The following is a 22,184-nucleotide window of genomic DNA, read 5'->3' on the forward strand; positions in this document are numbered from 1 at the left end:
CGCCGTTATCTGTCATCTCCATGACTTTTTTACCTTGATTGTTAATAAATTTAAGCACATTAATTCCTCCTTGAACTAACTTGTCTGTAAGTATTTGAACCATTAGAACTTTACTTGTAAAGAATTATCTCGAATATTTACAGATGGGTTAGCTTAACTTAATAACTGTAAGAAAAAGGTGTCTTTTAGCTTTTTCGTAAATATGGTATAAAGGTAGGTAGGATTGCTTGTGAAGGGAGTTAATAATGAATAAGCAAGAGGCAATAGAAATTATTAAGAATTCTTTTTTACACTTGATGTTTGAAGAGAACGTTAAAGTGGGGTCTATCGATATCCTTTTATATTTTCCGTCTATAGGTATAGCTATTTTAGAACCTAAAAAAGATAGGAAGCACTTACTCTTAGAGGATAATATTGAAGATATGGATGAACTGTATATTAAAAAAGAGTTAGAAGCTAAACCCATCTATTTAGATTTAGAAGAAGACAAATTCAATATAGGATTTGTTATTAACGACATACTGTTGGAGGCGAGATTCGCGCCATCAGAAAATTTTTTGGAGAGTAGGGGTACTTATTAGGGAGAGAAGTCTTGGTTATCAAGTGATTCTCTTTAAAAGTCCCAGCACTGTATTACTGAGTCTTGTTATAAGGAGTCTTAGCTCCATTCTCCTTGATATGTACTCCACTCTAAATAAACTATACTTAACAAGAGTGTCGCATTTATTTGCGGCGCTTTTTTATTTGGAGGAAAATACATGACAAACGAAGTAGTAAGTGTTGAGGTTTTAGTGCCTATCTCTGAGATGGTTTTTGAAGGACGTTCCTTTTCTATCTATGGAACATTTGAGGAGCCATTGTTCTTAGCTAAAGATGTAGCTCAATGGATTGAGTATGATGTTTCATCAATTAATAAGATGTTAAGAAATGTAGATGAAGATGAAAAGGTTCGGAAAATTGTTCCGACGCAAAGTGGCGCTCAAGAATCTTGGATGCTTACAGAACAAGGTATGTATGAAGTATTATTACAGTCTCGTAAACCTGTAGCGAAAGAGTGCAAGAAAGTTGTTAAGGCACATATGAAAGAGTTACGTGTTTCTGGCGTAACTCTGAGACAGAATCTAACACTTCAACAACAAACAGTTGTCTTATTAAGTAAACTAGACGAAGTACTTATTCAACAAGAAGCAGAACTTGCTCAACTTAATTCTCAAATTGAGACTTTAGGCGAGCAAACTGAACTACTAGAAGAAGAGATCCGCGTGGTCGATAATCAAATTAAAGCACTTCAACCATATGCCAAGAAATACAAAGAGTTCTTATCTGAAGATGCTCTGATGACCATTGATGATTTTGCCCGTATTATGTTTCCACGTTATAACGTCGGCGTAACGAACTGTTCCAATACATGCGTGACAATCGTATGATTGGTTCAGAAGGACGTAATCGTAATATGCCACACCGCCAACTTGTAAATCGAAACATCTTAAAGTTATTAAAAGGACAAGTCTTTATCACAAAACAAGGATTCGATTATCTTTGTGACTCTTTAGACTCTCATTTTAATCTTTAATAACTAACCAGCAGGGGAGATATCCTCTGCTTTTTCTATTTAATAAAAGGAGCGGATTTAATGAAAAATCTATTAATGGAATCAACAAATGATGTAAGAACAAATATTTTAATGGCAGCGGATTTTAAAGAACAGAAGCGACTACTGAAAAAGCAGTCAAATGTAATGCAAAAGCATAAGGAAGAGAAAGAAGAAAAAGCAGAACGTCTTACTAAGAACTCCGAAGAGATTGAACTAAAAGGACAAGAACGGGAGTTACTGATTAAAAAAGTAGAGAACTTGTTAAAGGTGCGACTAGAGAAAGATGTTGTGTTAGTGGAAGCTGGCCATGACTCTAAGCGTTATATTCGCTGCATCTATAGACAGAATCGAACAACGTTAAAAGGTTTCTTAGAAGACCTAGTAGCTGTCTATGGGGATGGATTAGCCGAAGAAATGAGAGATAATCCTATTCCATCATTGCTTCAGCTATTGCATGAAAAGAAGGTTTTGAAGAAAGACTACAAGCCATATTCTACTGCATTCTCTAAAGGATATTTTGAAGAGAAGCCAGCACGAATCTATGTTGATTCTAATAAGAACGCAATTGGTGTAGAGACAGAGGTGTATATCACTGCAAGTGGGACAAACCGCTTACGTCTTAAAGAATTAAAACCTATTATCGTTGCAGGAAATTCCATTTGACAAGAGGGAGAAGTGCCTATGTTTGTGGCGCTTCTTCTTTCTTTACATGTAAGACTTTTGTACTAAATAAAATTACTGAAAAGGTGAGATAAATGAAATTAACAGATGAGCAACTTAAGAAACTACCACGACAATGCTTGGATTGGAATGGTGGCGGAGCAGTTATTATCAACAAAGCTACACTAAAAGAAATCTGCAAAGAGCTATTAGATTACCGAACGGGTAAAAAAACATAAAAGGAGTGGCAAAAATGAGTACTACTACATTATCAAAAGACTTAACTTTTGAGCAATGGCTAGAAATGCATTACGGGTACACTGGAACAGAAGAAGAGATCGAAGCAGCTATTTTAGAACATAACAAAACAGCGATTGCTGAAGTCTTTAAGGAAGAATGGTGTACAGCTTACAGGTCTGCTCAGATGGAAGTTGTTAAATTATTTGAAGAAGATTACATCAAGGATTCGCAAAAACAAGGTTGGGAACGACTTACGAAACGATTCTGGTGGGAATAACCATCAAGTAGAAAGGAAAATGATCATGCCATATATGCCACATCAGGAATTTGAAGAAAATTATTTCGAGATGGATCCAAACTTTCAATTCAATACAGCTATTAACGAACTGTTAAATCAAGAAGTTGAGAAGCGTGTATCAGAAAAAGTTAAGGATTATGAACAAGCAAAAGAACGAGATGCTAGTTCACAAAAAACAATTAGTGACTTAAGAAACCAGATGCACAAATTACAAATGGAATTAAAGGGTGCTGAAAATACTTTCAAAAAAGAAGGTGCGGGCCAAGCAAAAAGAGAGATGCTTGGAGGCTTTAAGCTAGGTGATGAAGCTTGGTTTGTTAGAAGTCAATACAACTCAGAAACATGTACGGTTTGCTCAGGCGATAAAAAACTTGTTGTAGAAATCCAGGGCGAGGAAAGAAAAGTAAAGTGTCCGGAGTGTAACGGTTTTGGGTGTAGGAGCAAACTAATAAAAAGCGCAGAAAAAGGATTAGTTAAAGAAATAGATATCCATACATGGGCACAAGGGAAACAACTTAGTGTGAAGATGTATATAGAACCTACGTCATATAGGGCTTCTAGTAATGTGCAAGCACATCTTGGTGGTTTCTTTAAAACCAAAGAAGAGTGCGAAAAAGAACTAAATAAAGAAAAACCATAAGGAGGAGTAAGGATGTTTAAGTATGCGAAATCGATGAGCCTACTAGGTGGAATAGATATGTATAGCCTCGGAAAAAGATACGGAAAAGAGGTTTCTCCAAAAGGAAGAAAAGTGTATTTCCTTAATAGAAACGGATACGCAATGGAATTAGAACAAGCAAGAAAGCTTTTTAAAGAAGGACAAGTCCTAACGGTAAAAGAGATATATGTGGGTAGAAGTAGCTCAGAAGTTGAATTTGTAGAGTATCCACTTAAGAAATTCAATACAGTAATGTTCGCTGATTGTACAGAAGAAGGAGAGGCGTGTCAGAATGAAAGCATTCAAAGTGTTCTATAGTACGCCAGGTTGTTCAACTTCAGCAATCGTATTAACAGAAGATGAATCGACATTAGAAAAATCATTATCTGAAAAAGATTCGGATTTTAGAATGGGTGATAAGTACGATGGAATATCAAGAAAAAGAGAGATGCCTTTATCTAATGTGATGTTGCGTGATTTATCAGTTGCGGAACTATTGAAGATACTGAATAAGGAGGGTGTATAATGGGCGCTTTTATATCAATGCCACCCAACGGTCTGTATTGCAGGTTCTCAGGCGTGGTTGATTGTCCGACTCACTGGAATATGACACGAGAGGATTACTTGAACAACACTACCGGTACGATCAGATCGAGAGCAGAAGGTGAAGATATTTTAGACAACTACTTAAAGCCGTTTTCAGATGTTCTTGAACATTTTATGCCTCACAATATGGCTCAAAAAGGTGCTGCCGAAACAACTTCACAAGATGAGGTTAACCTTAGCAATACGTAACTGAGCCAAGTCTAATACGTTGACATTACGTATTGCTAAGGTTAAACTGGTGCAGCTTTGAACATCTAGCAGCACCTCAGTTGGTGAATGTCCGGAATGGGCCGTACACGAAAAGAGCCATCGCAGCTCGCGATTGTAAATCTTGCGCGGACCCGGAGGTCGGCTGTGAGCTCATACCTACCATTGTCTGCCGACAAATCATGCAACAACTACGGCCCACAAACGGACTTCGGTTATGAAACTCAATATAGGAGCGCTAGCCCAAGCCGGGTCGAGATCAACTAAGTCTCAATGAGCGAATCCCTCGCATCGAACTCGACACAACACTGCACCAGCCCGAAGCCATGAGTATCCACGACACAAACAAGCATCATTTCGGTGCATTGCGCGCTGCCCTCTACGACATTGACCCGACTGATCTGCAGCAGATCATCAGCGAAGCCTTTGCACCCGACGCCAAGATCGACCTCTGCTTTCCGTTTGAGACGCTCAGCGGTCCTGAGGCCCTGTTCGAAACTGTCTATGCGCCGCTGCTGCGTGCGATGCCAGACATGGAGCGACGCGACTTCATCTTCATGGCCGGCCGTCGATGGGGTGACGGAAAATCGGGCAACTGGATTGGTTTGGGTGGCAATATTGTTGGGCGTTTTGATGCGCCTTGGCTTGGTATCCCGCCGACCGGCCGTCCTGTGTTCATGCGGTATCATGAGTACTATCGCCTCGAGGCCGGGAAGGTTGTCGAGATGAGTGGGCTATGGGACATTCCGCAGCTCATGGTCCAAGCCGGAGCTTGGCCGGTTGCCCGCCTCAGACCCGGAGTGGAATGGATGTGTCCGGGCCCTGCTGACGGTGGTGGGATCAAGACAAGGCCCCATCAGACGGATGCAGGGAACGCTTCGGTTCAGCTTGTCTGGGACATGCTTCACGATTTGCAGCGTGGGAATGCTGACGATCCGCTTGGCGATACCGCAAGCTACCGGCATCCGAAATGTCTTTGGTACGGGCCAACAGGGTTGGGGACAGGGTCGGCGTCCGCGAGGATTTCAGGATGTTGTATTGAAGGGTTTTCGTACTGGCCTGAGCGACAATAAGCGATTTCTGAACGAAGGCGTCTTTTTCGGCGAAGGCGATCTGGTCGCCTTTACAGGCTGGCCTTCGGGCGAAGGTACCCATTCAGGCGATGGCTTTCTAAAGGGCTTGCACCAACGGGAAAGAGGTTCACACGCCGAAGCTTGGATTTCTGGCGATGCGCAAATGGTGTGATCAGGGAGAACTGGGTGCTCGTCGACCTTCTACACATCTATGACCAGCTCGGCGTTGATGTGTTCGCCCGCATGCAAGACTTCATTGCGAAGTAGATGAGACAGGCCAACGGCAGCTAAGTCCGCGATGCGGTCCTTCACGAATTTTCGACGAATGTCTGCAATGAGCCGAAAGCGGATTGTCAAAATTCTTAACCCGTATGGACGACGAGCTGACTGTGGGCATCGGAAAATCGCATAGTATTGCGAGCGTGCTACGGCCTATCTCTAGATTTTTGTCGCTTCCTCAAATGCTATAGTGAATTTGCTTGGTTCCGGAGGTTGGTTGATGCTCATCGTCTTAAGTCTTTACTTCGGCTTGATTTGGTTGGTTTTTTCTAAACTCAAATGGCTTCCGTGGAACGCTTTCTGGAAAACAGTTATCTATGGTGGCGCTGCAGTAATTGCCCTTGTGGTCTTGGGAGCTCTCAACCACACAACACCGACAGGGCCAGTTTCAGTTCAAGGAATTGAGAGAAACATCGCACCTAACGTATCCGGAACGGTTGTCGAGGTGGCTGTCGAGGCCAATCCATCCGTTAATGAGGGTGATCTACTCTTCAAAATTGATCCTGAGGTTTTTGCTGCTGAAGTGTCACGTCTCGAGGCCTCTCTTGAAACGGCTAAGTCTTCGGCTGACCAGTTACTGACTGATCTCACCGCAGCCGAGGCAGAAATCAAGTCTTTGAATGTTCAGCTTCTCTTTGGGCAGCAGAGGCGCGACGACATCATCCAATTGGAAGAGCGAGGCGCATCGACAACTTTTCAACTCCAAGAAGCCGTTGCTACGATTGATCAATTGACCGCGAATATCCGAGCAGCCGAAGCGCGCAAAAAGGGACTGGAGCGTCGAATTTCCGCTACGATTGACGGCCGAGACGCCGCAGTTGTGGAAGCTGAAATGGCGCTCGAGCAGGCCAGATGGAGCCTTGAAGAGACAGAGGTTCATTCACCCGGAAATGGCGTTGTTTCTGCTGTTACACTACGGCCTGGAAACCGCGCCACCACGTTTCAAGGTGCGATAACATTTATTGATCCGTCGGATTTTGCAATTGTAGCCTCCCTTCCACAATCGAGCCGCCAAAACGTAAACATCGGAGACGAGATTAGGTTGGCACTGCGGACACAGCCTGGCACAGAGCTCTCTGGCATCATTGTTGCTTTACCGGTGGGATCCGCCGAGGGGACACTCGATCTGCGCGCGGGGCCTCCTTCAATACGAGAGCTGGCCGGTATCTCTAGCTACCCAGTGCTGATCGAGTTATCTGAGGTTTCCGATTTGGAAGATCTTCCTTTTGGTACATCAGGAACAGCATTGGTAATGACTGAAAAAGCAGGCGCAATCGGGGTTCTTGCCAGAAATCCTATTCTGGGTAACTAAACAGCTGAATTATTTGTAGCCTTTGGACGTAGTTCAACTGCCCCATTCCCTTTTTCATGTTCGGCTTCGTTCGAACAGCAGACATTCGCTCAAACTCTAAGAGCGACCGCTTCGAGCCCAAAGCTAACAAATGGTAAAACAGGCTCCCTTGCACGCGGACACCTAATATCCGAGAACACCTAGTGTCAAATTGGAACTAGAATTGCTGGTCCGCACTAGCGATTTAACCTCAGCGTTTGCCCACTAACGCGTGCGATACCATTCACAACAAAAGTATTGGGTTTAGCATTTTGCACTTAACTATATGGAACGTGGAGAATTTAAACTTCTAGGTCGCAAAATGTTTACAAGAGTAGGTAAAATTAGTAAAAAAATTAACAAAATTTTGTTTCAAATCCAGTAAGTTGTTGTGAAATTTTCTATCGGCTTCCCATTATTGATTTGCACATAAGTGCGCTTTCGTCTGCTGGAAGAGGAGCCAAATGACGAAAGAAAGGGAAATGGGAGGAATTAATGACCACTAAATCTGTCACACGCCGCGGCGTGTTGAAGTCTGGTGCCGTCGCAGGTACCGGTCTGGCCCTGCCTACGATCTTCACGGCTTCGTCGGCTGCTGCTTACACCAACGAACCTACCGGAGGGTCCGTAACCCTGGGCTTCAACGTTCCGCAGACAGGGCCGTATGCTGAAGAGGGCAATGACGAGCTACTTGCGCAACAGTTGGCCGTCGAACATCTCAATGGAGAGGGAGATGGGGGTTGCTTGAACACCTTCACCTCGAAAGCACTGAAAGGCAACGGTATCCTCGGCAAAAAGGTCGAGTTCGTCACAGGCGACACGCAGACGAAATCAGACGCTGCACGTGCATCGGCGAAGTCGATGATCGAAAAAGACGGTGCGATCATGATCAACGGCGGCTCGTCGTCTGGCGTGGCCGTTGCGGTTCAGGGTCTGTGCCAAGAAGCAGGCGTGATCTTCATGGCAGGCCTGACCCACGCCAACGACACGACTGGTAAAGACAAGAAGGCCAACGGGTTCCGCCATTTCTTCAACGCCTACATGTCGGGTGCAGCGCTCGCGCCGGTGCTGGCAGCCGAGATGGGCAAAGAACGTCGCGCTTATCACCTGACAGCTGACTACAACTGGGGCTGGACGCAGGAGGAGTCGATTGTTGCTTCGACCGAAGCCTTGGGATGGGAAACGGTCAACACCGTCAAAACACCGCTCGCCGTCGACGGACTTCTCCTCCTACATCACTCCGGTACTGCAACTCAGGCGCTGACGTGCTGGTTCTGAACCACTACGGCGGCAACATGGTGAACTCACTCACCAACGCGATTCAGTTCGGCCTGCTCGACAAAGTGGCCAACGGCAAGGACTTCAAGATCGTCGTGCCGCTGTACTCCGGAACTGATGGCCGCGGGCGCGGGCGAGAACATCAAGGGCGTGCTGGGTTCGATGAACTGGAACTGGCAGCTTCAAGATGAGAGGTGCTGCTAGATGTTCAAAGCTGCACCAGTTTAACCTTAGCAATACGTAACTGAACAGTAAGGTGGCCAAAAACGTACCACTAGAGGTCCTACCCCTGTGGCTTCTAACTTCCAGCACCTATCCCAAGTTATGTATTCATTTTATTCTACGCCTTAAAAGGCCATAAGATGAGAAGCTGGAAATAACCCAGCAAACTAAATTTTCAAGTTAGGCAAAGCCGCGGTACGCCCATCACCGCGGCTTTTTTGTGGTAAACCAAAGCTAACAGCTTTCAGCCGTCAGCTATCAGATTGAAAACAAAGTAGCTGAAATGCTCACCTGTAGGCGTGAAACTTATTTCGCGCGATGAACATAAGAGCTATCAGCTTTCAGCCGTCAGCTATCAGATTGAAAAGTTAGCGAGATGCGAGTTGTAGGAGATGTATGGACTCCTCCCCCAAATAGGGTGAGTACGGTATAAAGAGATTGGACAATTACTTTTACCAATAAGGAATCCATACATGTCAAAATTTAACCTAATTAGTATCGACTTGGCAAAAAATGTTTTTCAAGTCGGTAAGTTTTTTCATCAAAACCTACAAAGTAATAAAGCGGTGAGCAGGAAAGAGCTACTGTCGATACTCACCACCTCTCCTCGTTGTAAAGTTGTTATGGAATCATGTGGCGGTGCTCATTATTGGGCACGCAAAGCGCGTAGTGTTGGTCATGAAGTCGTGATTCTAGATCCTCGATTTGTCAAAGCATTTAGAGTTGGCCAGAAAACGGATGCAAATGATGTAATTGCAATAGCTGCCGCTTCTTTCTCGCCTAATGTTCGCCCGTGTAAATCACTGACACAAGCACAGCAAAGCTTACAGTCAATAGAGCGAATGCGCGCCTTAGCTGAAAAGCAGAAACGACAGCTGGCTAATCAAATCAGAGGCCTGTTACTTGAATTTGGGATTGTAATCAAGCAATCAGAATGCGCGTTTAGGCAAGCTATCCCTGAGATTCTAGAGGATAGCGATAATGGGTTAACCGCTGGTTTAAGGCAGTGTCTAGCTCAGTGCTATGAATTATTTAAAGCGCAATCAACATTAAAAGAAACATTAAATGAGTTACTGACAGGTTTAGTAAAACAAGATGAGCAATGTGAACGTTTACTGGCACTTGAGGGTGTCGGGCCTATCACAGCGGTTGGTTTATTAATAAGCTTAAGTGACACAACCCATTTTACGAGCGGACGCAATGCGGCAGCCAATGTTGGTGTCACCCCTCGCCAACACTCAAGTGGTGGAAAAGTGCGAATAGGTCATATAGCCAAATACCGTGGCGAGATAACATTACGCAGCCACTTGTTTCTGGGAGCCAGGGCGGTCATCAGTCAGCTAAAGCATCGAGAACCAAAAACGAAAAAAGAACAATGGCTCAAAGCATTAGTTGAAAGACGAGGTGTGAAGTGTGCCGCCATTGCATTAGCAAATAAAACAGTTAGGACGGCGTATGCCATGCTGAAAAAGGGCACGAGTTATGAACCCAGTTTATTAGCCAATTAATATTTAGCCTTCGATAACAGAAACAACAGTATTGACCAAGAACCTGCGTTAAGCGGTTAGACCCACCCTTGATAGCCTGTAAAGTGCCTGGCGTGTTAAAACACCGAGTAGGAGAAGAGGCACAAGGGCGCGAATACATCAAAGGGCCGAGGTAGCTCCTCATTATGAGCCCGCATATAAGCACGCAGTCTGACAAAATTAACGAAGGGTATTGTGCAATAGGAGGAGTCCATATAAGGCGTTTTAACGCCGATAAAAGAGATATTAGATATCAGTGGTTAGAAGTTAGATTAAAAACCCAACGAGTTAGCGAGTTTCGAGGGACGAGATACGAGTTATAGGAGGCGTTTTAACGCCGAAAAAAGTCGATTTGGTAGGATGACTCCTTTACGAATCCACAACCAACACTATGCTGTTAGCACCTAGCACCTAGCACCTAGCACCTAGCACCTAGCACCTAGCACCTAGCACCTAGCACCTTTAACCATTCCTACGCGATATAAAATCGCTGCCACAATTTTGCTAACTCGCTAACTCGCAACTCGCAACTCGCAAACTCTCACCCACAAAAAAGCCGTGGGATTTTCATCACACAGCTTTTGATATTTCGCTAAGTCGTTTTATTAGAACGAGTAGCTGTAACCTAGTTGTAGGGTACGTGGTTTACCTGGTTGAATACCGCCGTTTGCGCGGTTTGCAACGTAGGTTTTGTCAAACAGGTTATCTACTGTTAGGTATACTTTTTGTTTGTCGTCGATTAGGTATTTAGCTGCTAAATCCCATACAACGCGGCTGTCGATTGCATTGCGACCTGAGTCTGTTAAATCTGCGTGAGCATCAGACACATAGCGCATTTGCGTATCGAATACGAAGCTTGAGAACTCAGCACCCATCGAAAGCGCTAATTGGTTTTCAGGCACGTATGGCATTGCATCGCCTTTTTCTACGCTACCCCAAAGATCTGATTCAAACGCATTGTCGAACTCAGAATCAGTGTAAGTGTAAGTTAAGCGAACAGGGAATGAAGCTGCGTTAGTAGCAAACACTTTACCTGCGCTTAGCTCAAAACCAGACACAGATACTTCACCGTAGTTGTATTGATCGCCAATATTGTCATCGCTACAACCTACAGCTGCAGTACAATTACCGTGCATGTTTGTGTAGTCAGAGTTAAAGTAGATTACTTCACCTTGAATGCCCGCGTAATCGTAACGACCACCTAGCTCAATGTTAACACTCTCTTCTTCTTCTTGATCCGCATTACCAGGGGCTGCTGGTGCGTAACCTTTTTGAATACCAGCAAGAAGCGTTAAGTTATCGCTTACAGTGTAAGTCGCACCTAGTGATGGTACTAAGATCTCAGTGTCGTTGCTGATATCTTTTGTTAGGCCATTTTCACGGTTAGGATCAGACTTAGCCCACTCAACACGTTTGATTGTGATGTCTTCGTAGCGAAGACCTGCACTAATGACTAATGCATCAAGTGACCACTCATCTTGAATGAATAGGGTAGTTGCTTCAGCGCTATCTAAACGGTTGCTGTTTGAACCTGGAACGCCTTTTTCTGTAAGCGTCATTGATAGGTCTTGGTTAAGCGTGTACTTGTCTTCCCATTGGAAACGATCCATTTCATCTTCGTGGTAACGTGCACCAACTGTGATGTAGTGGTTGCCCGCAGGGATATGGAATTCAGTTTGTAAGCCTTTCGCTTGGTAATCACGGTTATTCGCTTTTACGCCAATACCTTCAATACCTTCGCTTGTTGGGTTTGCTTCAAACTCGCTGTATTGCTCAAGGTAGCTGCTGCTTACTTTGCTTGCTTTATACCAGTTACGGTGGAAGTCGTTTAGGTAAGCTGTAGCAAGTAGCTCGTAACCTTTACCAAAACGATATGCATAGTTGATTTGGTATGCATTGTGTTGTGTGTTCATTTCATCGTTTTGCGATGCTGCATAACGACGGTAAGGGTTTTCTTGGTAATCAGCGTCAGTTAAGCCCATGTAAGTTTCGTCAGAGCGTTCGTCTGAGTACTTTAACTTCATTTCTAGGCTGTGTGCTTCGTTATCACCAAAGTCAAAACCAAACTTTAATAAGAAATCATTCTTTTCGAAGCCAGTGTTGTCGCTACCAACTGGTAAATCTTTAAAGCCATCAGCACCGTAAGTGAATACTTCTACAAGGCCCGCAGCATTGTTTTTCTTTTTACCGAAGTAAGCATGACCTTTGTAGAAACCGTCGCTACCAAGTTCAGCATTAAGTAAACCTTTAGACCCTTCAGTTGGTAAGCTACGAGAAACTAAGTTTAAAACACCGCCTGTTGTACGCGGGCCATACTTAACAGACGCTGCACCTTTAAGTACTTCGATAGACTCCATACGACCCATTGTAGGGAAGTAGTAAGCAGAAGGCGCTGAGTAAGGTGCTGGTGCTACAAGTACACCATCTTCCATTACAGAGATTTTGTCGTTACGACCCGTACCCGTACCACGCATACCGATGTTAGGACGAAGGCCATAGCCGTCTTCTTCTTGTACATATACACCCGGTACAGCACTTAAAACACGTGAGATATCAGTATATTCAAACTTTTCTAGTTCTTGCTCATCAATAAAAGTAGCAGAGCCAGGAATATCGTTAATTGCAGATGCAGAGCCAATTACAGTGATTTGCTCGAAGTTTTTCTCTTCTTTAGTTACATCTTTTGCAAAAGCATTAGCGCTTAAAGATAAAGCGACCGCAGTCGAAAGCGTAGAAACAATAAACTTAGGTGTCATTGTGAGTCCTGTATATGTTTAGATATTTTTAACAGGCGCAATTAAAACATGTAAAAAAATGCGAATCAATCCTATTTGTAATAAAACAGGTCTGAACTGTAAGTTCATGAATTGAAGGGGTTATAAGGAATACAGTAGTATTGTATTACGATATTGAGTTTGGTTTGGTGTTAAGTAAAACTTCAATGACTGCAGCTGTCAGCTCGTAGTTTGGTTAGAGCGAAGCGAAACCCAACTTTGGAGCAATCAGCTTTCAGCCATCAGATTAAAAAGTTAGCAAAAGTAAAGGGGGAAAGTTTGCGAGATACGAGGAACGAGATGCGAGGTTTAGGAGGCGTTTTAACGCCAAAAAAAATGGTGATATTAGATATCAGTGGTTAGAAGTTAGATTAAAACAACAGAGCTGTAAGCTTTAAGCTATAAGTCCAGATCAGCCTGCACGCAGTCTCAGTGAAATGCATACCCGTAGGCGTGAAATTTATTTCGCGCGATGCTTATCTAAACCACAGAAGCAAGATGTAGGTCGGGCTTTAGCCCGTCAATGTTAGCGATTATGTGTCGCCATAAATGACGGCTTACAGTGCTTAACTCATTAGCTCGTAGGTTGGTTAGAGCGGAGCGAAACCCAACGTTTGGAGCCGTCAGGTATCAGATTGAAAGTTTGCGAGATACGAGGAACGAGATGCGAGGTGTAGGAGGCGTTTTAACGCCGAAAAAAGTAAAGGGGAAGGTATTCCAACCCCAAAAAAATATTCTGTTAGCCCCTAGCCCCTAGCCCCATTCCTACGCGATATAAAATCGCGGCTACAATCTTGCTAACTCGAAACTCGCACCTACGTCAAACGCAAGGCGATGAATTCGGCGAGTTTGTCTACGGCGGTGCCGGGGTCGTCGGTACGCTTAATTAAACTAATACCGATTTGACCAAGCTCAGGGAGGTCTTTGGTTTGTATTTGGTAGTTAAGCTCATTCGGTACGGTGCTTTTTGCAAGCACTGTAATGCCTAAGCCTTCTTTTAACGCCGCAGTTAGGCCGGTTAAGTCGGCATTACTGTAAGCAATGCGGTATTTAATACCCGCACTTTGTAGTGCCTCGATTGCGCGGCGACGATATATACATCCCTCTGGGGCGGTTACAAGCGTGACCACATCGTTTTGCGCAAGGTTTAAATCGCCCACCCATACTAGTTGGTCTTGCATAAAAATAGGGAACTTAGCTGATTCGAGCTCTTCGTTTAATGCCAGTACTAAATCGAATTGATCTTGGCGCGAGACCGACAATAAATGTTTACTCAAACGAGAACGCACTTCGAGCGATACGTCAGGGTAAAGGGCCACAAAGTCACCTATGATCGAAGGTAGAATACGTGCGGCAAATTCACTGGGGATCCCCAAGCGCACTTTACCGGTCACGTTTTCGCTGGTGAACTGCTGCAAAATGGCATCGTTTTGTTGCAGCATTTGCTTAGCTAATGGCATAAGCAATTCGCCATATTGATTAAGCACTTGGCGCTGGCCTTGCTTTTTAAACAGCTTATGGCCCAGCATGTCTTCAAGGCGCTTTATTTGTAAGCTCACAGCCGGTTGCGATAGCCCTAATAATTCACCCGCTTTGGCAAATCCGCCAACTTCAACAACAGTGACTAAAGTACGTAAACTATCGGTAGAAATGTTTTTCATTAAAAAATTCTATTTATAGGGCTATGTATATAAGCATTATTTATCAATTGATAAATAATTACAATTTGTTGTTGCTAGCACGGCGCAATATACTTCAATCATTAACGATTGATAGGTGTCACATATGACTTTTACGCCAATAATGTTTGCTCGCCACAGCCAAGCTGAGACCCCAGCAGACAACGTGCTACAAGCTAATAGCGATACTGCCATTATGGATTTTAGTGGCACTGAAGCAATCCCATTTTTAACGGCTATTTTAGGTCTTGATATTAATAAGCTAACCGCCAGCGGTTTAGGCTTACGTAGTTCATTAGACGATGACCTAACAAGCAGCTACGCTTATGCCCTGTATTACTTTAACGAAACTGCATTTCGTTTTGTATTAGGTAAAGATGCCAGCGTGCAATTACAGTCGCTTATTAATGAGCAACAACTACGTTACGACATTGATTATGTAATGCGTGACGATTTAAGCGCGCTAACCCTAAGTGGTGAGCAAGCGTTTGATGCCTTGGTCGACAGCTTTAAGCTAACGCCGGGGCTGCGTTTATCAGACATGCGCAGCTGCTATGGTGCACAAAGCGGTGAGGTATTTATTACTGCCATAGATAACCAAGCAACACAGCAATTTCAGCTGGTGGCGCGCCAGAGCAGAGCTTGATAAATGGCAAACGCACTTACAGCAGCTCGGCTTTGATTTAGCCTTAGCCAACGTTGCTTAAAACATAAGATTTTTAAAACAGCTACGCACTTGGGTGTTTAGCTGTTTTTTAGTTACAAAATCGCAATTTGGGTGTGACAACTGTGCAACTAATGTATAATCGCCGCCCATGTTATTCCCCCTCATTAAATTGAGGCCACGCCCCACAACTTGTGGGTTAATTTAAAAGTGAAGGAATATTATGACTTCTAAAACAGTTTTACATGCTAAGCACCTTGAAGCTGGCGCAAAAATGGTTGATTTCCACGGCTGGGAAATGCCAATCAACTACGGCTCACAAATCGAAGAGCATAATGCGGTTCGCACAGATGCAGGTATGTTTGACGTATCTCACATGACTATTGTCGATATTCAAGGCGAGCAAGCACAAGCGTTCTTACGTAAGCTAGTTGCAAACGACGTTGCTAAGTTAACTGTACCAGGTAAAGCACTTTACACAGGTATGCTTAACGAAGAAGGCGGCGTAATCGACGACCTAATCATCTACTTCTTCTCAGAAACGAACTACCGTTTAGTAGTTAACTCAGCAACACGTGAAAAAGATTTAGCGCATTTAGCTAAAGTTTCGGCTGATTTCGCCGTAACGGTTACTGAGCGTCCAGAGTTTGCAATGATTGCCGTTCAAGGCCCTAACGCACGTGCTAAAACAGCAACAGTACTTAACGCAGAGCAACAAGCTGCTGTTGAAGGTATGAAGCCTTTCTTTGGTGTGCAAGCAGGTGATTTATTTATTGCGACAACAGGCTATACTGGCGAAGATGGTTATGAAATCGTAGTGCCTAACGATCAAGCTGCTGATTTATGGCAACAACTTCTAGACGCAGGCGTAGCGCCAGCAGGTCTAGGTGCACGTGATACGTTACGTCTTGAAGCGGGTATGAACCTTTACGGCCTAGATATGGACGAAAGTGTTTCTCCACTTGCTGCAAACATGGCGTGGACAATCGCATGGGAGCCAGAAGATCGTAAGTTTATCGGTCGTGAAGTATTAGAGCAGCAACGCGCTGATAAGAGCACAGACAAACTAGTTGGTTTAGTGCTTGAAGAAAAAGGCGTATTGCGTAGCGGTTTAAAAGTCATCGTTGAAGGTGGTGAAGGGGTGATTACCTCTGGTACATTCTCACCAACCCTTGGTCACAGTGTTGCGCTAGCACGTGTTCCGCGTTCAACTGGCGAAACAGCCCAAGTAGAGATGCGTAAAAAACTGGTTAACGTTAAGGTTGTTAAACCTTGCTTTGTACGTAACGGCAAATCAGTTATCTAAACTATAAAAAATTTGGTGTTATCACCCAATATAAACCAAAGGAACAAAAAGATGAGCAATATCCCAAGCGAATTAAAATATGCTACTTCACACGAGTGGGTTCGCGACGAAGGTGACGGTACGTTTACTGTAGGTATCACTGAGCACGCACAAGAACTTCTTGGCGACATGGTATTCGTTGAATTACCAGAAGTTGGTGATGAAGTTGACGCGGGTGAAGACTGCGCAGTAGCTGAGTCTGTAAAAGCAGCATCAGACATCTACGCACCAATCGGCGGTGAAATCGTTAGGTGCTGGAAGTTAGAAGCCACAAGGATCGGTTAACCTTAGCAATACGTAACTGAACCAAGTACGGTAAGTAAGCCGATGCTCAGTATTTTTGTCGTCGCTGCAACCGCCTGCCGGTAATCGTCTTCTTCCAAATGCCTGTCGTATACCTCCAGGAAGGAGAGCAGTAAATCCTGAAAAGCAGACATGTACCATTTAGGCTCCAATCCGATTTTCAAGTGTACCGCGGCAATACGCTTCCTTTTTTCAATATATGACTCATCGATGACGCCCGAAAACATCTCTTCCATATGAACAGCCAGTGTTTTCCGCAGGCGCTCAACGGTACTGTGTTCCTCAATCATTTTTTGAAGCGCCGGCTCACTTTCAAGATTCACGTAAAATTTCTTCACAACCGCTTCCATTTCCACGCTTACCAGCGGCTGCAGGTCCTGCAAAACAGCGAGGTCATCTGTCGTCAGCTGAATCATTTCACATTGACGATGAACAGCCGATCCTTCCGGGACGTCGATCACCCCTGTTCTTCCCTCTCCCAGCTTCTTACGCACGGCCTCTTTTCTCTATTCCACCAACCCATTCTAAATCCCCCTGCATGTCTTTTTTCTTATATCGTCGTCTTAGTAACAACAGTTAAGGGGAAAAGGGCCGCACTACGTCCTCCAGATGGTTTTTGATTTTTTGCAGCATCTCCTGCATCTGCTTGATTTCTGTGGGTGTCAGCGGATGGGTCACTTCGCTTTCTCAATCGTAGCGGATATGCTGAAGCTGCTCCTTCCGCTCCTTACCAAGAGACGTTAAATGAATCAGTTTCGTGCGGGCATCCTTTTCAAGCGATGCTTTATAAACCAGATCCTTTTGGATAAGTATATCAATCAGCTTGGACAAAGAAGAAGCTTTGATTCCAAGCTCTTTTTGCAGATAGGACTGCGTCACCCCGTCCTTCTCATAAAGAACGAACATGACATTCACATGAGAAACGCTCAAATCTTCCTTTTGGAGCCTCTCGTTCTGAAGCTGTTTGATTGAATGGGATATTTTCTGAATCTGATAGCCAATATCCTCATTGTGTGATTCATTCATCGCGTTCACCCTTTCTGCCGCTATTTTATCACAAACCGACTGCATTGGATGATCATTTAGTTAGTTTCCTAAACTAAATACGTGTTATGATGATTTCCGAATGGCTAAAAGGAGGTATAAAAAGTCTGACGATGAAACCATTATCCAAAGCGGGAGTATTTGCCTTAATGCTCGCGGCCAGTCTGACTGTCATGGTCGGCAGCGCCATTACTCCCGCCTTACTTGATATATCCCAGCACTACAATATGGAGGACTCAGCCGCCTGGTTGACGACACTCCCTTCGCTCGGCGTTGTCCTGTTCGCTCCGCTCGCCGGTAAATTCATCGACAAGTCCGGACCCTACAGGGGTTCTTTGTGTACCGGGCTGATTCTTATACCGGAGCATTGGCGGATAGGCGCCATCTGGCTGGACGGGACGGTGTTGGTCTTTGCTCGCCGACCGCATTCTCCTCGGCGGGGCAACGGCTGTCGTGATGTCTTCGGCTACCGGGCTGCTTGCCGAATTTTTTGAAGGAGAGCAGCGACTGAAGATGATGGCTCTGCAGGGCATGTCCATTCGAAGCTGGAGGTATCATCTTCCTGAGTATCGGAGGCATTCCTCGGAAGCTTCGGATGGCAGTTCCCATTCCTGTTGTATCTTCTCGGTTGGATCGCTCTTGTTTTTCTATTATCTTTCGTGCCCTTTACAAGAAAAGAAACCGGAGGGGAAGAGGAAGCCGATGGTGGAACTTCTTCCGAAAAAATCTGGCCGGTGCTGTTATCCGCTATGCTCGCCATGACCATCTTTTTTGTAACGATGGTCTCTGTGCCCTTTTACCTGGCTGAGCACTTTCACATGACTTCCACAGGAACGGGATACTTTTTGGCGATGATCTCTCTTGTGGCCGTCATATCAGCCAGTCAGATGCCTAAGGTGGTCAATAAAATCAGTGACTACTCCACGCTGATGACCGGGTTCTTTTTATTCGGAGGCGGCTATCTGCTGCTTGGGCTGAACCAGACCTCCCTCCTGCTTGCCGCAGGGGCGGGAATTTTGATTGGCTTTGGCTTTGGCTTTACCATTCCACTTGCCAACCACATGACCGTGGAAAAAAGCAGCGCCGCCAAGCGCGGGAAAAATCTCGCCTACTTTTTCTTCCGCTGTTTTTCTTGGACAGTTTTTATCCCTCTTTTGTAGACAGTATTTCCGACGATCTGTCCGTCGTCTATCTTTTAACGGCTTCGGCCGGATTGTTGATCAGCGCCATTTACTTCATCACAATGAAAAATGTGCGCACGGGAGTGCAGAAAAAGAAATCCCCTTCTGAAGGGTGACAGCAAAAGGCCTGTCCATGAATGGACAGGCCTTTACTTATGCGTCGCCTTTATAGCCAAGGCGGGCACGGTCGATATATTCATCCGGCTCGGAACCGAATTCAGTACTGTGATTCTTAAATTGAGCCAGCCGCCCGTTACGGTGCTCACCGTGACTATTGCGTTCCTTGAACTGCCGGTCGTGCTTCTTGTCCTTCTTTCTTGCTCATCCCAATCACCTCATGCAAGCTTAAGTGTTACACGCGTACCAAGTTCGGGTAAAAGCGGGCATCGCTTATGCATGGTGAAGAACGGTGGAACTTCCCCATTTCTCCAAATGCTTCCTGAATAAGGCCATCACCACAAGGTGTGCTTTCGCCTGGGTGTATTTATAGAAAAACCAGGGCAGCGAAGGCATGTAGTCGTGAATTGCTACAATGGCTTCCTGACGGCCGGGGATTTTCCTGAATTCCAGGCGGCCGCGCACATTTTTTCCGCTGTCGGCGAGCATACCTCCGGAAATTGCAAATAAGCACGGTCCCCGGTACTTCTGTCTTTGGCATAATCGAAGGATAAAAGCGGAGACTGTTTAAAGACGACCCCGATTTTACAGCAGTTGTCTTCATCCACTTCCGTTTTCACCCACGGATTGAGTGTGTTTTCCAGCCATTTCACATAGTAACGTCCAACCCAGTCTGCATCATATCCTTCTGGGATCGGAATACGCTGGACAGACCGGACATCCTGCTGCATCGGTTGAAACATCGGAAGGGCTCTCTTTCCATCTTTGTTCTCTTCTTCCTTCGCAAGAGTCTCCCCGGCCGCCTCTTCAAAAGAAATGCGGCCTTCACTTAACCCTTCCACTTTATTTTCCTCTTGTGTGACCATAGGATGGGGTCAAGCTTTCAATCAGGGGATAGACCATTTCCTTCGGCGAGCCCGTGACAAGACGCACCCACAATTTGGAGAGTTCAACGGTTAAAAAAGGAACGTTAATGGTGAGCGGCTTTCTACCCATCACAGCAGCCGTCCGTTTCATCATCGTCTCGTAGGTCATGACATCCGGACCGCCCCACGCGCTCACCGGGACGCCCTTTCACCTCTTCATTTCCAATGCTGCTGTCCAGGGCATGCAGCACATCCGGAAGGGCGATCGGCTGGGTCTTCGTCCGGGTCCATTTTGGCAGAATCATAAACGGCAGCCGTTTAACCAGCTTTTTCAGAATCGGGAAGGAAGATCCTTTCGGCGCCCACAATCAGCCCGGCCCGGATCGTGGTCACGGGTACTCCGTAGGCTCCAAGAATTTCTTCCACTTCCAGTCGGCTCTTCAAGTGTCGGGACAGCTTTTTTTCCTGCTCCGGGATGATACCGCTCAAATAGATGATTTGGCGGACCCCTTGTTTCTTTTGCAGCCTGGGCAAAGTTATCAGCTAAAATGACATCCATATCTTCAAACTTTCCGCTGCCGGGTCAGCTTCGCAGAAGGCAGCATGGAATGAACGAGGTAGACCGCGATGTCCGCCCCCTCCAGGCCTTTTTCAGCATCCACCATGGAGTAAAGGTCACAGGAACGCCATGTTACCTGCTCCTCATCTTCTTTTTGGTCACCACTTCTGGAAAGGGCAATGATGTCGGCGTGCTTTCTCAACTTTTCCATCAAGTTCTGTCCTATATATCCACTCGCGCCTGCAAGCGCAATGACCGGTCTTTGTTCTGCCATGCTCGTCACGTCCTTTCAGGTATAATGTACGTGTACCCCGTCTGTCATCACTCTTAACCCTTCAAGAACGTATATAAAAAAGGTGAACCACCCACACAGGCGGTCCCCCCTTCTCACATTGTCCAGATTCGCATCCAATTTTCCCACTTTGGAAAGAGCATCCACTTTTATCTTCCCTGAATGAAATAGCACACCGGTACTGTAGAGACACCTTTCCGCCCCCCCTCGTGTTACGTGGAGCGTTCGGTGGTGACGCCTGCGGGAACAGCGCGAGCCGAAGATCCACCTGGATCAGGTGTTCTTCCTGACCCGAGTTAGCTGAGGCCGTGCCCGCGGAGCATCCACCGATAAGCGGAGCGTACCCATCACTCTTATGTGCAGATCGGTCACGACCTTAGTGCTGACTGGTAACGTTTGTAGTAGTAGGTGCTGACGCAGGAAGTTACCAAAGTCCATTTAACCTTAGCAATACGTAACTTGAACGAAGTAAATAAAAACGTATTGCTAAGGTTAACGACGGTTAGATTCACCTCTTACACAGCACCTTGCCAATGAGCATTGGCCCAATATGCACTTTCAAGGGGTATTACAATTTGAAGCCCCAACTGGTGAACGCAGGATTTACCTACGACAACATATCGTCGAAAGCAATTCAAACAGTCAGCTTACGCTACATTTATCTATTCCCTTTGAGCATGCTATTGCCGCCGCAAATCGAAAAGTTAGCTTGATCTTTACTTTATTTATTGCCGCGCTGTTACTTATGTTTTGGCAAGCACGTAAACAGCTCAATAAGGTGCTCCTGCAACCCTTAAAATCACTCCAAGATGCACTAGATGCTTTTGCGAAAGGAAACAAAACTCGCCTTCAACAAACTGGCTTATCTCCTGAATTTAAAAGTATCGCGAGCAATTTTGAAAATATGGCAACCCAAAGGCTCACCGCTGAGAATGCGCTCGCACATAAACATGCCGAATTAGCTAGCCTGATCCAGGCGCTACCCGATACCTATTTGCGTATTGATAACGAAGGCAAAGTATTGGCGTCTAATGTCACCTTTTCGAGCCCGCCCAAGCATATACTCGATCTACTGCCTCAGCATAGCTGTGATCAATTACTTAAAACATTACAAAACCATTCTCTCAGTGACACAAATCAATTTGAATTTTCTGCGCAGGTCGATGGCAATCTTCATACCTTTGAAGCACGAACAAACCTCTTAGATACCCACCAGCAAGCCATTATCGTGCTGCGCGACATTACAGCGCGTAAGCAACAAGAAGAAGCGATGAAGTTAGCAGCTATGGTGTATAAAAACTCGAGCGAGGGAATGACCATCACCGACGCTAAAGGTGCTGTGTAAGAGGTGAATCTAACCGTCGTTAACCTTAGCAATACGTAACTGAA

At 45.2% G+C, this 22,184-nt stretch carries 26 protein-coding genes and 3 pseudogenes; 21 read left to right on the top strand and 8 right to left on the bottom strand.

The genetic code is table 11. The features are described 5' to 3' along the window. The first annotated feature begins 245 nt into the window (after nucleotides 1–245). From ACXAC4_RS27895 to ACXAC4_RS27965, 15 genes are all read left to right on the top strand, one after another. Nucleotides 246–581 (top strand): hypothetical protein, encoded by a 336-nt coding sequence (locus ACXAC4_RS27895; RefSeq protein WP_001041140.1) that lies wholly within the window; start codon nucleotides 246–248, stop codon nucleotides 579–581. Nucleotides 582–758: 177 nt separating this feature from the next. Then, nucleotides 759–1,427, top strand: a complete 669-nt coding sequence (locus ACXAC4_RS27900; RefSeq protein WP_475168582.1) for a BRO-N domain-containing protein — start codon at nucleotides 759–761, stop codon at nucleotides 1,425–1,427. 206 nt (nucleotides 1,428–1,633) lie between these two features. Beyond that, the gene (locus ACXAC4_RS27905; RefSeq protein ID WP_475168587.1) at nucleotides 1,634–2,257 is read left to right on the top strand and encodes a hypothetical protein; all 624 of its coding nucleotides are present in this window, start codon (nucleotides 1,634–1,636) and stop codon (nucleotides 2,255–2,257) included. 92 nt (nucleotides 2,258–2,349) lie between these two features. Then, nucleotides 2,350–2,493 (top strand): hypothetical protein, encoded by a 144-nt coding sequence (locus ACXAC4_RS27910; RefSeq protein WP_003310322.1) that lies wholly within the window; start codon nucleotides 2,350–2,352, stop codon nucleotides 2,491–2,493. A 14-nt stretch (nucleotides 2,494–2,507) separates the two neighbouring features. Then, on the top strand, nucleotides 2,508–2,771 hold the full coding sequence (locus ACXAC4_RS27915; protein ID WP_000108401.1) for a hypothetical protein: 264 nt from the start codon (nucleotides 2,508–2,510) through the stop codon (nucleotides 2,769–2,771). 25 nt (nucleotides 2,772–2,796) lie between these two features. Then, complete coding sequence (locus ACXAC4_RS27920; protein ID WP_001146641.1) at nucleotides 2,797–3,432, top strand: hypothetical protein; 636 nt, start codon at nucleotides 2,797–2,799, stop codon at nucleotides 3,430–3,432. 12 nt (nucleotides 3,433–3,444) lie between these two features. After that, a complete protein-coding gene (locus tag ACXAC4_RS27925; RefSeq protein ID WP_000477626.1) occupies nucleotides 3,445–3,768 on the top strand; it encodes a hypothetical protein in 324 nt (107 codons plus the stop codon). Next, the gene (locus ACXAC4_RS27930; protein WP_475168595.1) at nucleotides 3,743–3,976 is read left to right on the top strand and encodes a hypothetical protein; all 234 of its coding nucleotides are present in this window, start codon (nucleotides 3,743–3,745) and stop codon (nucleotides 3,974–3,976) included. The genes ACXAC4_RS27925 and ACXAC4_RS27930 overlap by 26 nt, the downstream gene beginning before the upstream one ends. Beyond that, nucleotides 3,976–4,245, top strand: a complete 270-nt coding sequence (locus ACXAC4_RS27935) for a hypothetical protein (protein ID WP_475168597.1) — start codon at nucleotides 3,976–3,978, stop codon at nucleotides 4,243–4,245. Before ACXAC4_RS27930 ends, ACXAC4_RS27935 begins: the two co-directional genes overlap by 1 nt. Before the next feature lie 344 nt (nucleotides 4,246–4,589). Beyond that, complete coding sequence (locus ACXAC4_RS27940) at nucleotides 4,590–5,336, top strand: ester cyclase (RefSeq protein WP_475168600.1); 747 nt, start codon at nucleotides 4,590–4,592, stop codon at nucleotides 5,334–5,336. A gap of 57 nt (nucleotides 5,337–5,393) precedes the next feature. Then, on the top strand, nucleotides 5,394–5,603 hold the full coding sequence (locus ACXAC4_RS27945) for an ester cyclase (protein WP_475168646.1): 210 nt from the start codon (nucleotides 5,394–5,396) through the stop codon (nucleotides 5,601–5,603). Nucleotides 5,604–5,835: 232 nt separating this feature from the next. Beyond that, nucleotides 5,836–6,927: an HlyD family secretion protein gene (locus ACXAC4_RS27950; RefSeq protein ID WP_475168603.1), complete on the top strand. Its 1,092-nt coding sequence runs from the start codon at nucleotides 5,836–5,838 to the stop codon at nucleotides 6,925–6,927. A gap of 513 nt (nucleotides 6,928–7,440) precedes the next feature. Next, nucleotides 7,441–8,223, top strand: coding sequence for an ABC transporter substrate-binding protein (locus ACXAC4_RS27955; protein ID WP_475168605.1), 783 nt, complete (start codon nucleotides 7,441–7,443; stop codon nucleotides 8,221–8,223). Then, complete coding sequence (locus tag ACXAC4_RS27960) at nucleotides 8,211–8,414, top strand: hypothetical protein (RefSeq protein ID WP_475168607.1); 204 nt, start codon at nucleotides 8,211–8,213, stop codon at nucleotides 8,412–8,414. Before ACXAC4_RS27955 ends, ACXAC4_RS27960 begins: the two co-directional genes overlap by 13 nt. A 504-nt stretch (nucleotides 8,415–8,918) precedes the next feature. Beyond that, nucleotides 8,919–9,953 (top strand): IS110 family RNA-guided transposase, encoded by a 1,035-nt coding sequence (locus tag ACXAC4_RS27965; RefSeq protein ID WP_475168608.1) that lies wholly within the window; start codon nucleotides 8,919–8,921, stop codon nucleotides 9,951–9,953. Nucleotides 9,954–10,576: 623 nt separating this feature from the next. On the opposite strand, the gene ACXAC4_RS27970 is transcribed toward ACXAC4_RS27965, so the two are convergent. Both ACXAC4_RS27970 and ACXAC4_RS27975 read right to left on the bottom strand, forming a co-directional pair. Continuing rightward, a complete protein-coding gene (locus tag ACXAC4_RS27970) occupies nucleotides 10,577–12,727 on the bottom strand; it encodes a TonB-dependent receptor family protein (RefSeq protein WP_138602364.1) in 2,151 nt (716 codons plus the stop codon). Between the two features lie 833 nt (nucleotides 12,728–13,560). Then, nucleotides 13,561–14,406: a LysR family transcriptional regulator gene (locus ACXAC4_RS27975; RefSeq protein ID WP_054551321.1), complete on the bottom strand. Its 846-nt coding sequence runs from the start codon at nucleotides 14,404–14,406 to the stop codon at nucleotides 13,561–13,563. A 124-nt stretch (nucleotides 14,407–14,530) separates the two neighbouring features. Here ACXAC4_RS27975 and ACXAC4_RS27980 point away from each other — a divergent pair. The 3 genes and pseudogenes from ACXAC4_RS27980 to gcvH form a co-directional block, all read left to right on the top strand. Beyond that, a pseudogene (locus tag ACXAC4_RS27980) lies at nucleotides 14,531–15,131 on the top strand (hypothetical protein). A 180-nt stretch (nucleotides 15,132–15,311) separates the two neighbouring features. Beyond that, complete coding sequence (gcvT, locus tag ACXAC4_RS27985; RefSeq protein ID WP_054560755.1) at nucleotides 15,312–16,394, top strand: glycine cleavage system aminomethyltransferase GcvT; 1,083 nt, start codon at nucleotides 15,312–15,314, stop codon at nucleotides 16,392–16,394. A 51-nt stretch (nucleotides 16,395–16,445) separates the two neighbouring features. Next, nucleotides 16,446–16,682, top strand: a pseudogene (gene gcvH / locus ACXAC4_RS27990) (glycine cleavage system protein GcvH); the annotation flags it as partial. A gap of 38 nt (nucleotides 16,683–16,720) precedes the next feature. Here gcvH and ACXAC4_RS27995 read toward each other — a convergent pair. Further along, nucleotides 16,721–17,230, bottom strand: coding sequence for a protoglobin domain-containing protein (locus tag ACXAC4_RS27995; RefSeq protein ID WP_475168612.1), 510 nt, complete (start codon nucleotides 17,228–17,230; stop codon nucleotides 16,721–16,723). A 193-nt stretch (nucleotides 17,231–17,423) separates the two neighbouring features. After that, complete coding sequence (locus tag ACXAC4_RS28000) at nucleotides 17,424–17,762, bottom strand: MarR family winged helix-turn-helix transcriptional regulator (protein WP_475168613.1); 339 nt, start codon at nucleotides 17,760–17,762, stop codon at nucleotides 17,424–17,426. Nucleotides 17,763–17,848: 86 nt separating this feature from the next. Here ACXAC4_RS28000 and ACXAC4_RS28005 point away from each other — a divergent pair, with 86 nt between their 5' ends. Both ACXAC4_RS28005 and ACXAC4_RS28010 read left to right on the top strand, forming a co-directional pair. Next, nucleotides 17,849–18,274, top strand: a complete 426-nt coding sequence (locus ACXAC4_RS28005) for an MFS transporter (RefSeq protein ID WP_475168618.1) — start codon at nucleotides 17,849–17,851, stop codon at nucleotides 18,272–18,274. Between the two features lie 93 nt (nucleotides 18,275–18,367). Then, a pseudogene (locus tag ACXAC4_RS28010) lies at nucleotides 18,368–18,940 on the top strand (MFS transporter); the annotation flags it as partial. Between the two features lie 548 nt (nucleotides 18,941–19,488). On the opposite strand, the gene ACXAC4_RS28015 reads toward ACXAC4_RS28010, so the two are convergent. The 4 genes from ACXAC4_RS28015 to ACXAC4_RS28030 form a co-directional block, all read right to left on the bottom strand. Continuing rightward, entirely contained in the window at nucleotides 19,489–19,920 is a 432-nt protein-coding gene (locus ACXAC4_RS28015) for a hypothetical protein (RefSeq protein ID WP_475168623.1), read from the bottom strand. A gap of 1 nt (nucleotide 19,921) precedes the next feature. Continuing rightward, nucleotides 19,922–20,140 (bottom strand): hypothetical protein, encoded by a 219-nt coding sequence (locus ACXAC4_RS28020; RefSeq protein WP_475168628.1) that lies wholly within the window; start codon nucleotides 20,138–20,140, stop codon nucleotides 19,922–19,924. 122 nt (nucleotides 20,141–20,262) lie between these two features. Then, nucleotides 20,263–20,478: a hypothetical protein gene (locus ACXAC4_RS28025; RefSeq protein WP_475168631.1), complete on the bottom strand. Its 216-nt coding sequence runs from the start codon at nucleotides 20,476–20,478 to the stop codon at nucleotides 20,263–20,265. Nucleotides 20,479–20,507: 29 nt separating this feature from the next. Then, nucleotides 20,508–20,777 carry an NAD-dependent epimerase/dehydratase family protein gene (locus ACXAC4_RS28030; RefSeq protein ID WP_475168637.1) on the bottom strand — a complete coding sequence of 90 codons (270 nt, stop codon included), beginning with the start codon at nucleotides 20,775–20,777 and terminating at the stop codon, nucleotides 20,508–20,510. Between the two features lie 568 nt (nucleotides 20,778–21,345). Between ACXAC4_RS28030 and ACXAC4_RS28035 the strand changes: the two genes are divergently transcribed. Beyond that, nucleotides 21,346–22,140, top strand: a complete 795-nt coding sequence (locus ACXAC4_RS28035; protein WP_475168642.1) for a hypothetical protein — start codon at nucleotides 21,346–21,348, stop codon at nucleotides 22,138–22,140. Nucleotides 22,141–22,184 lie beyond the last annotated feature (44 nt).

It is taken from the genome of Pseudoalteromonas sp. AWM4_233, from assembly GCF_056158285.1.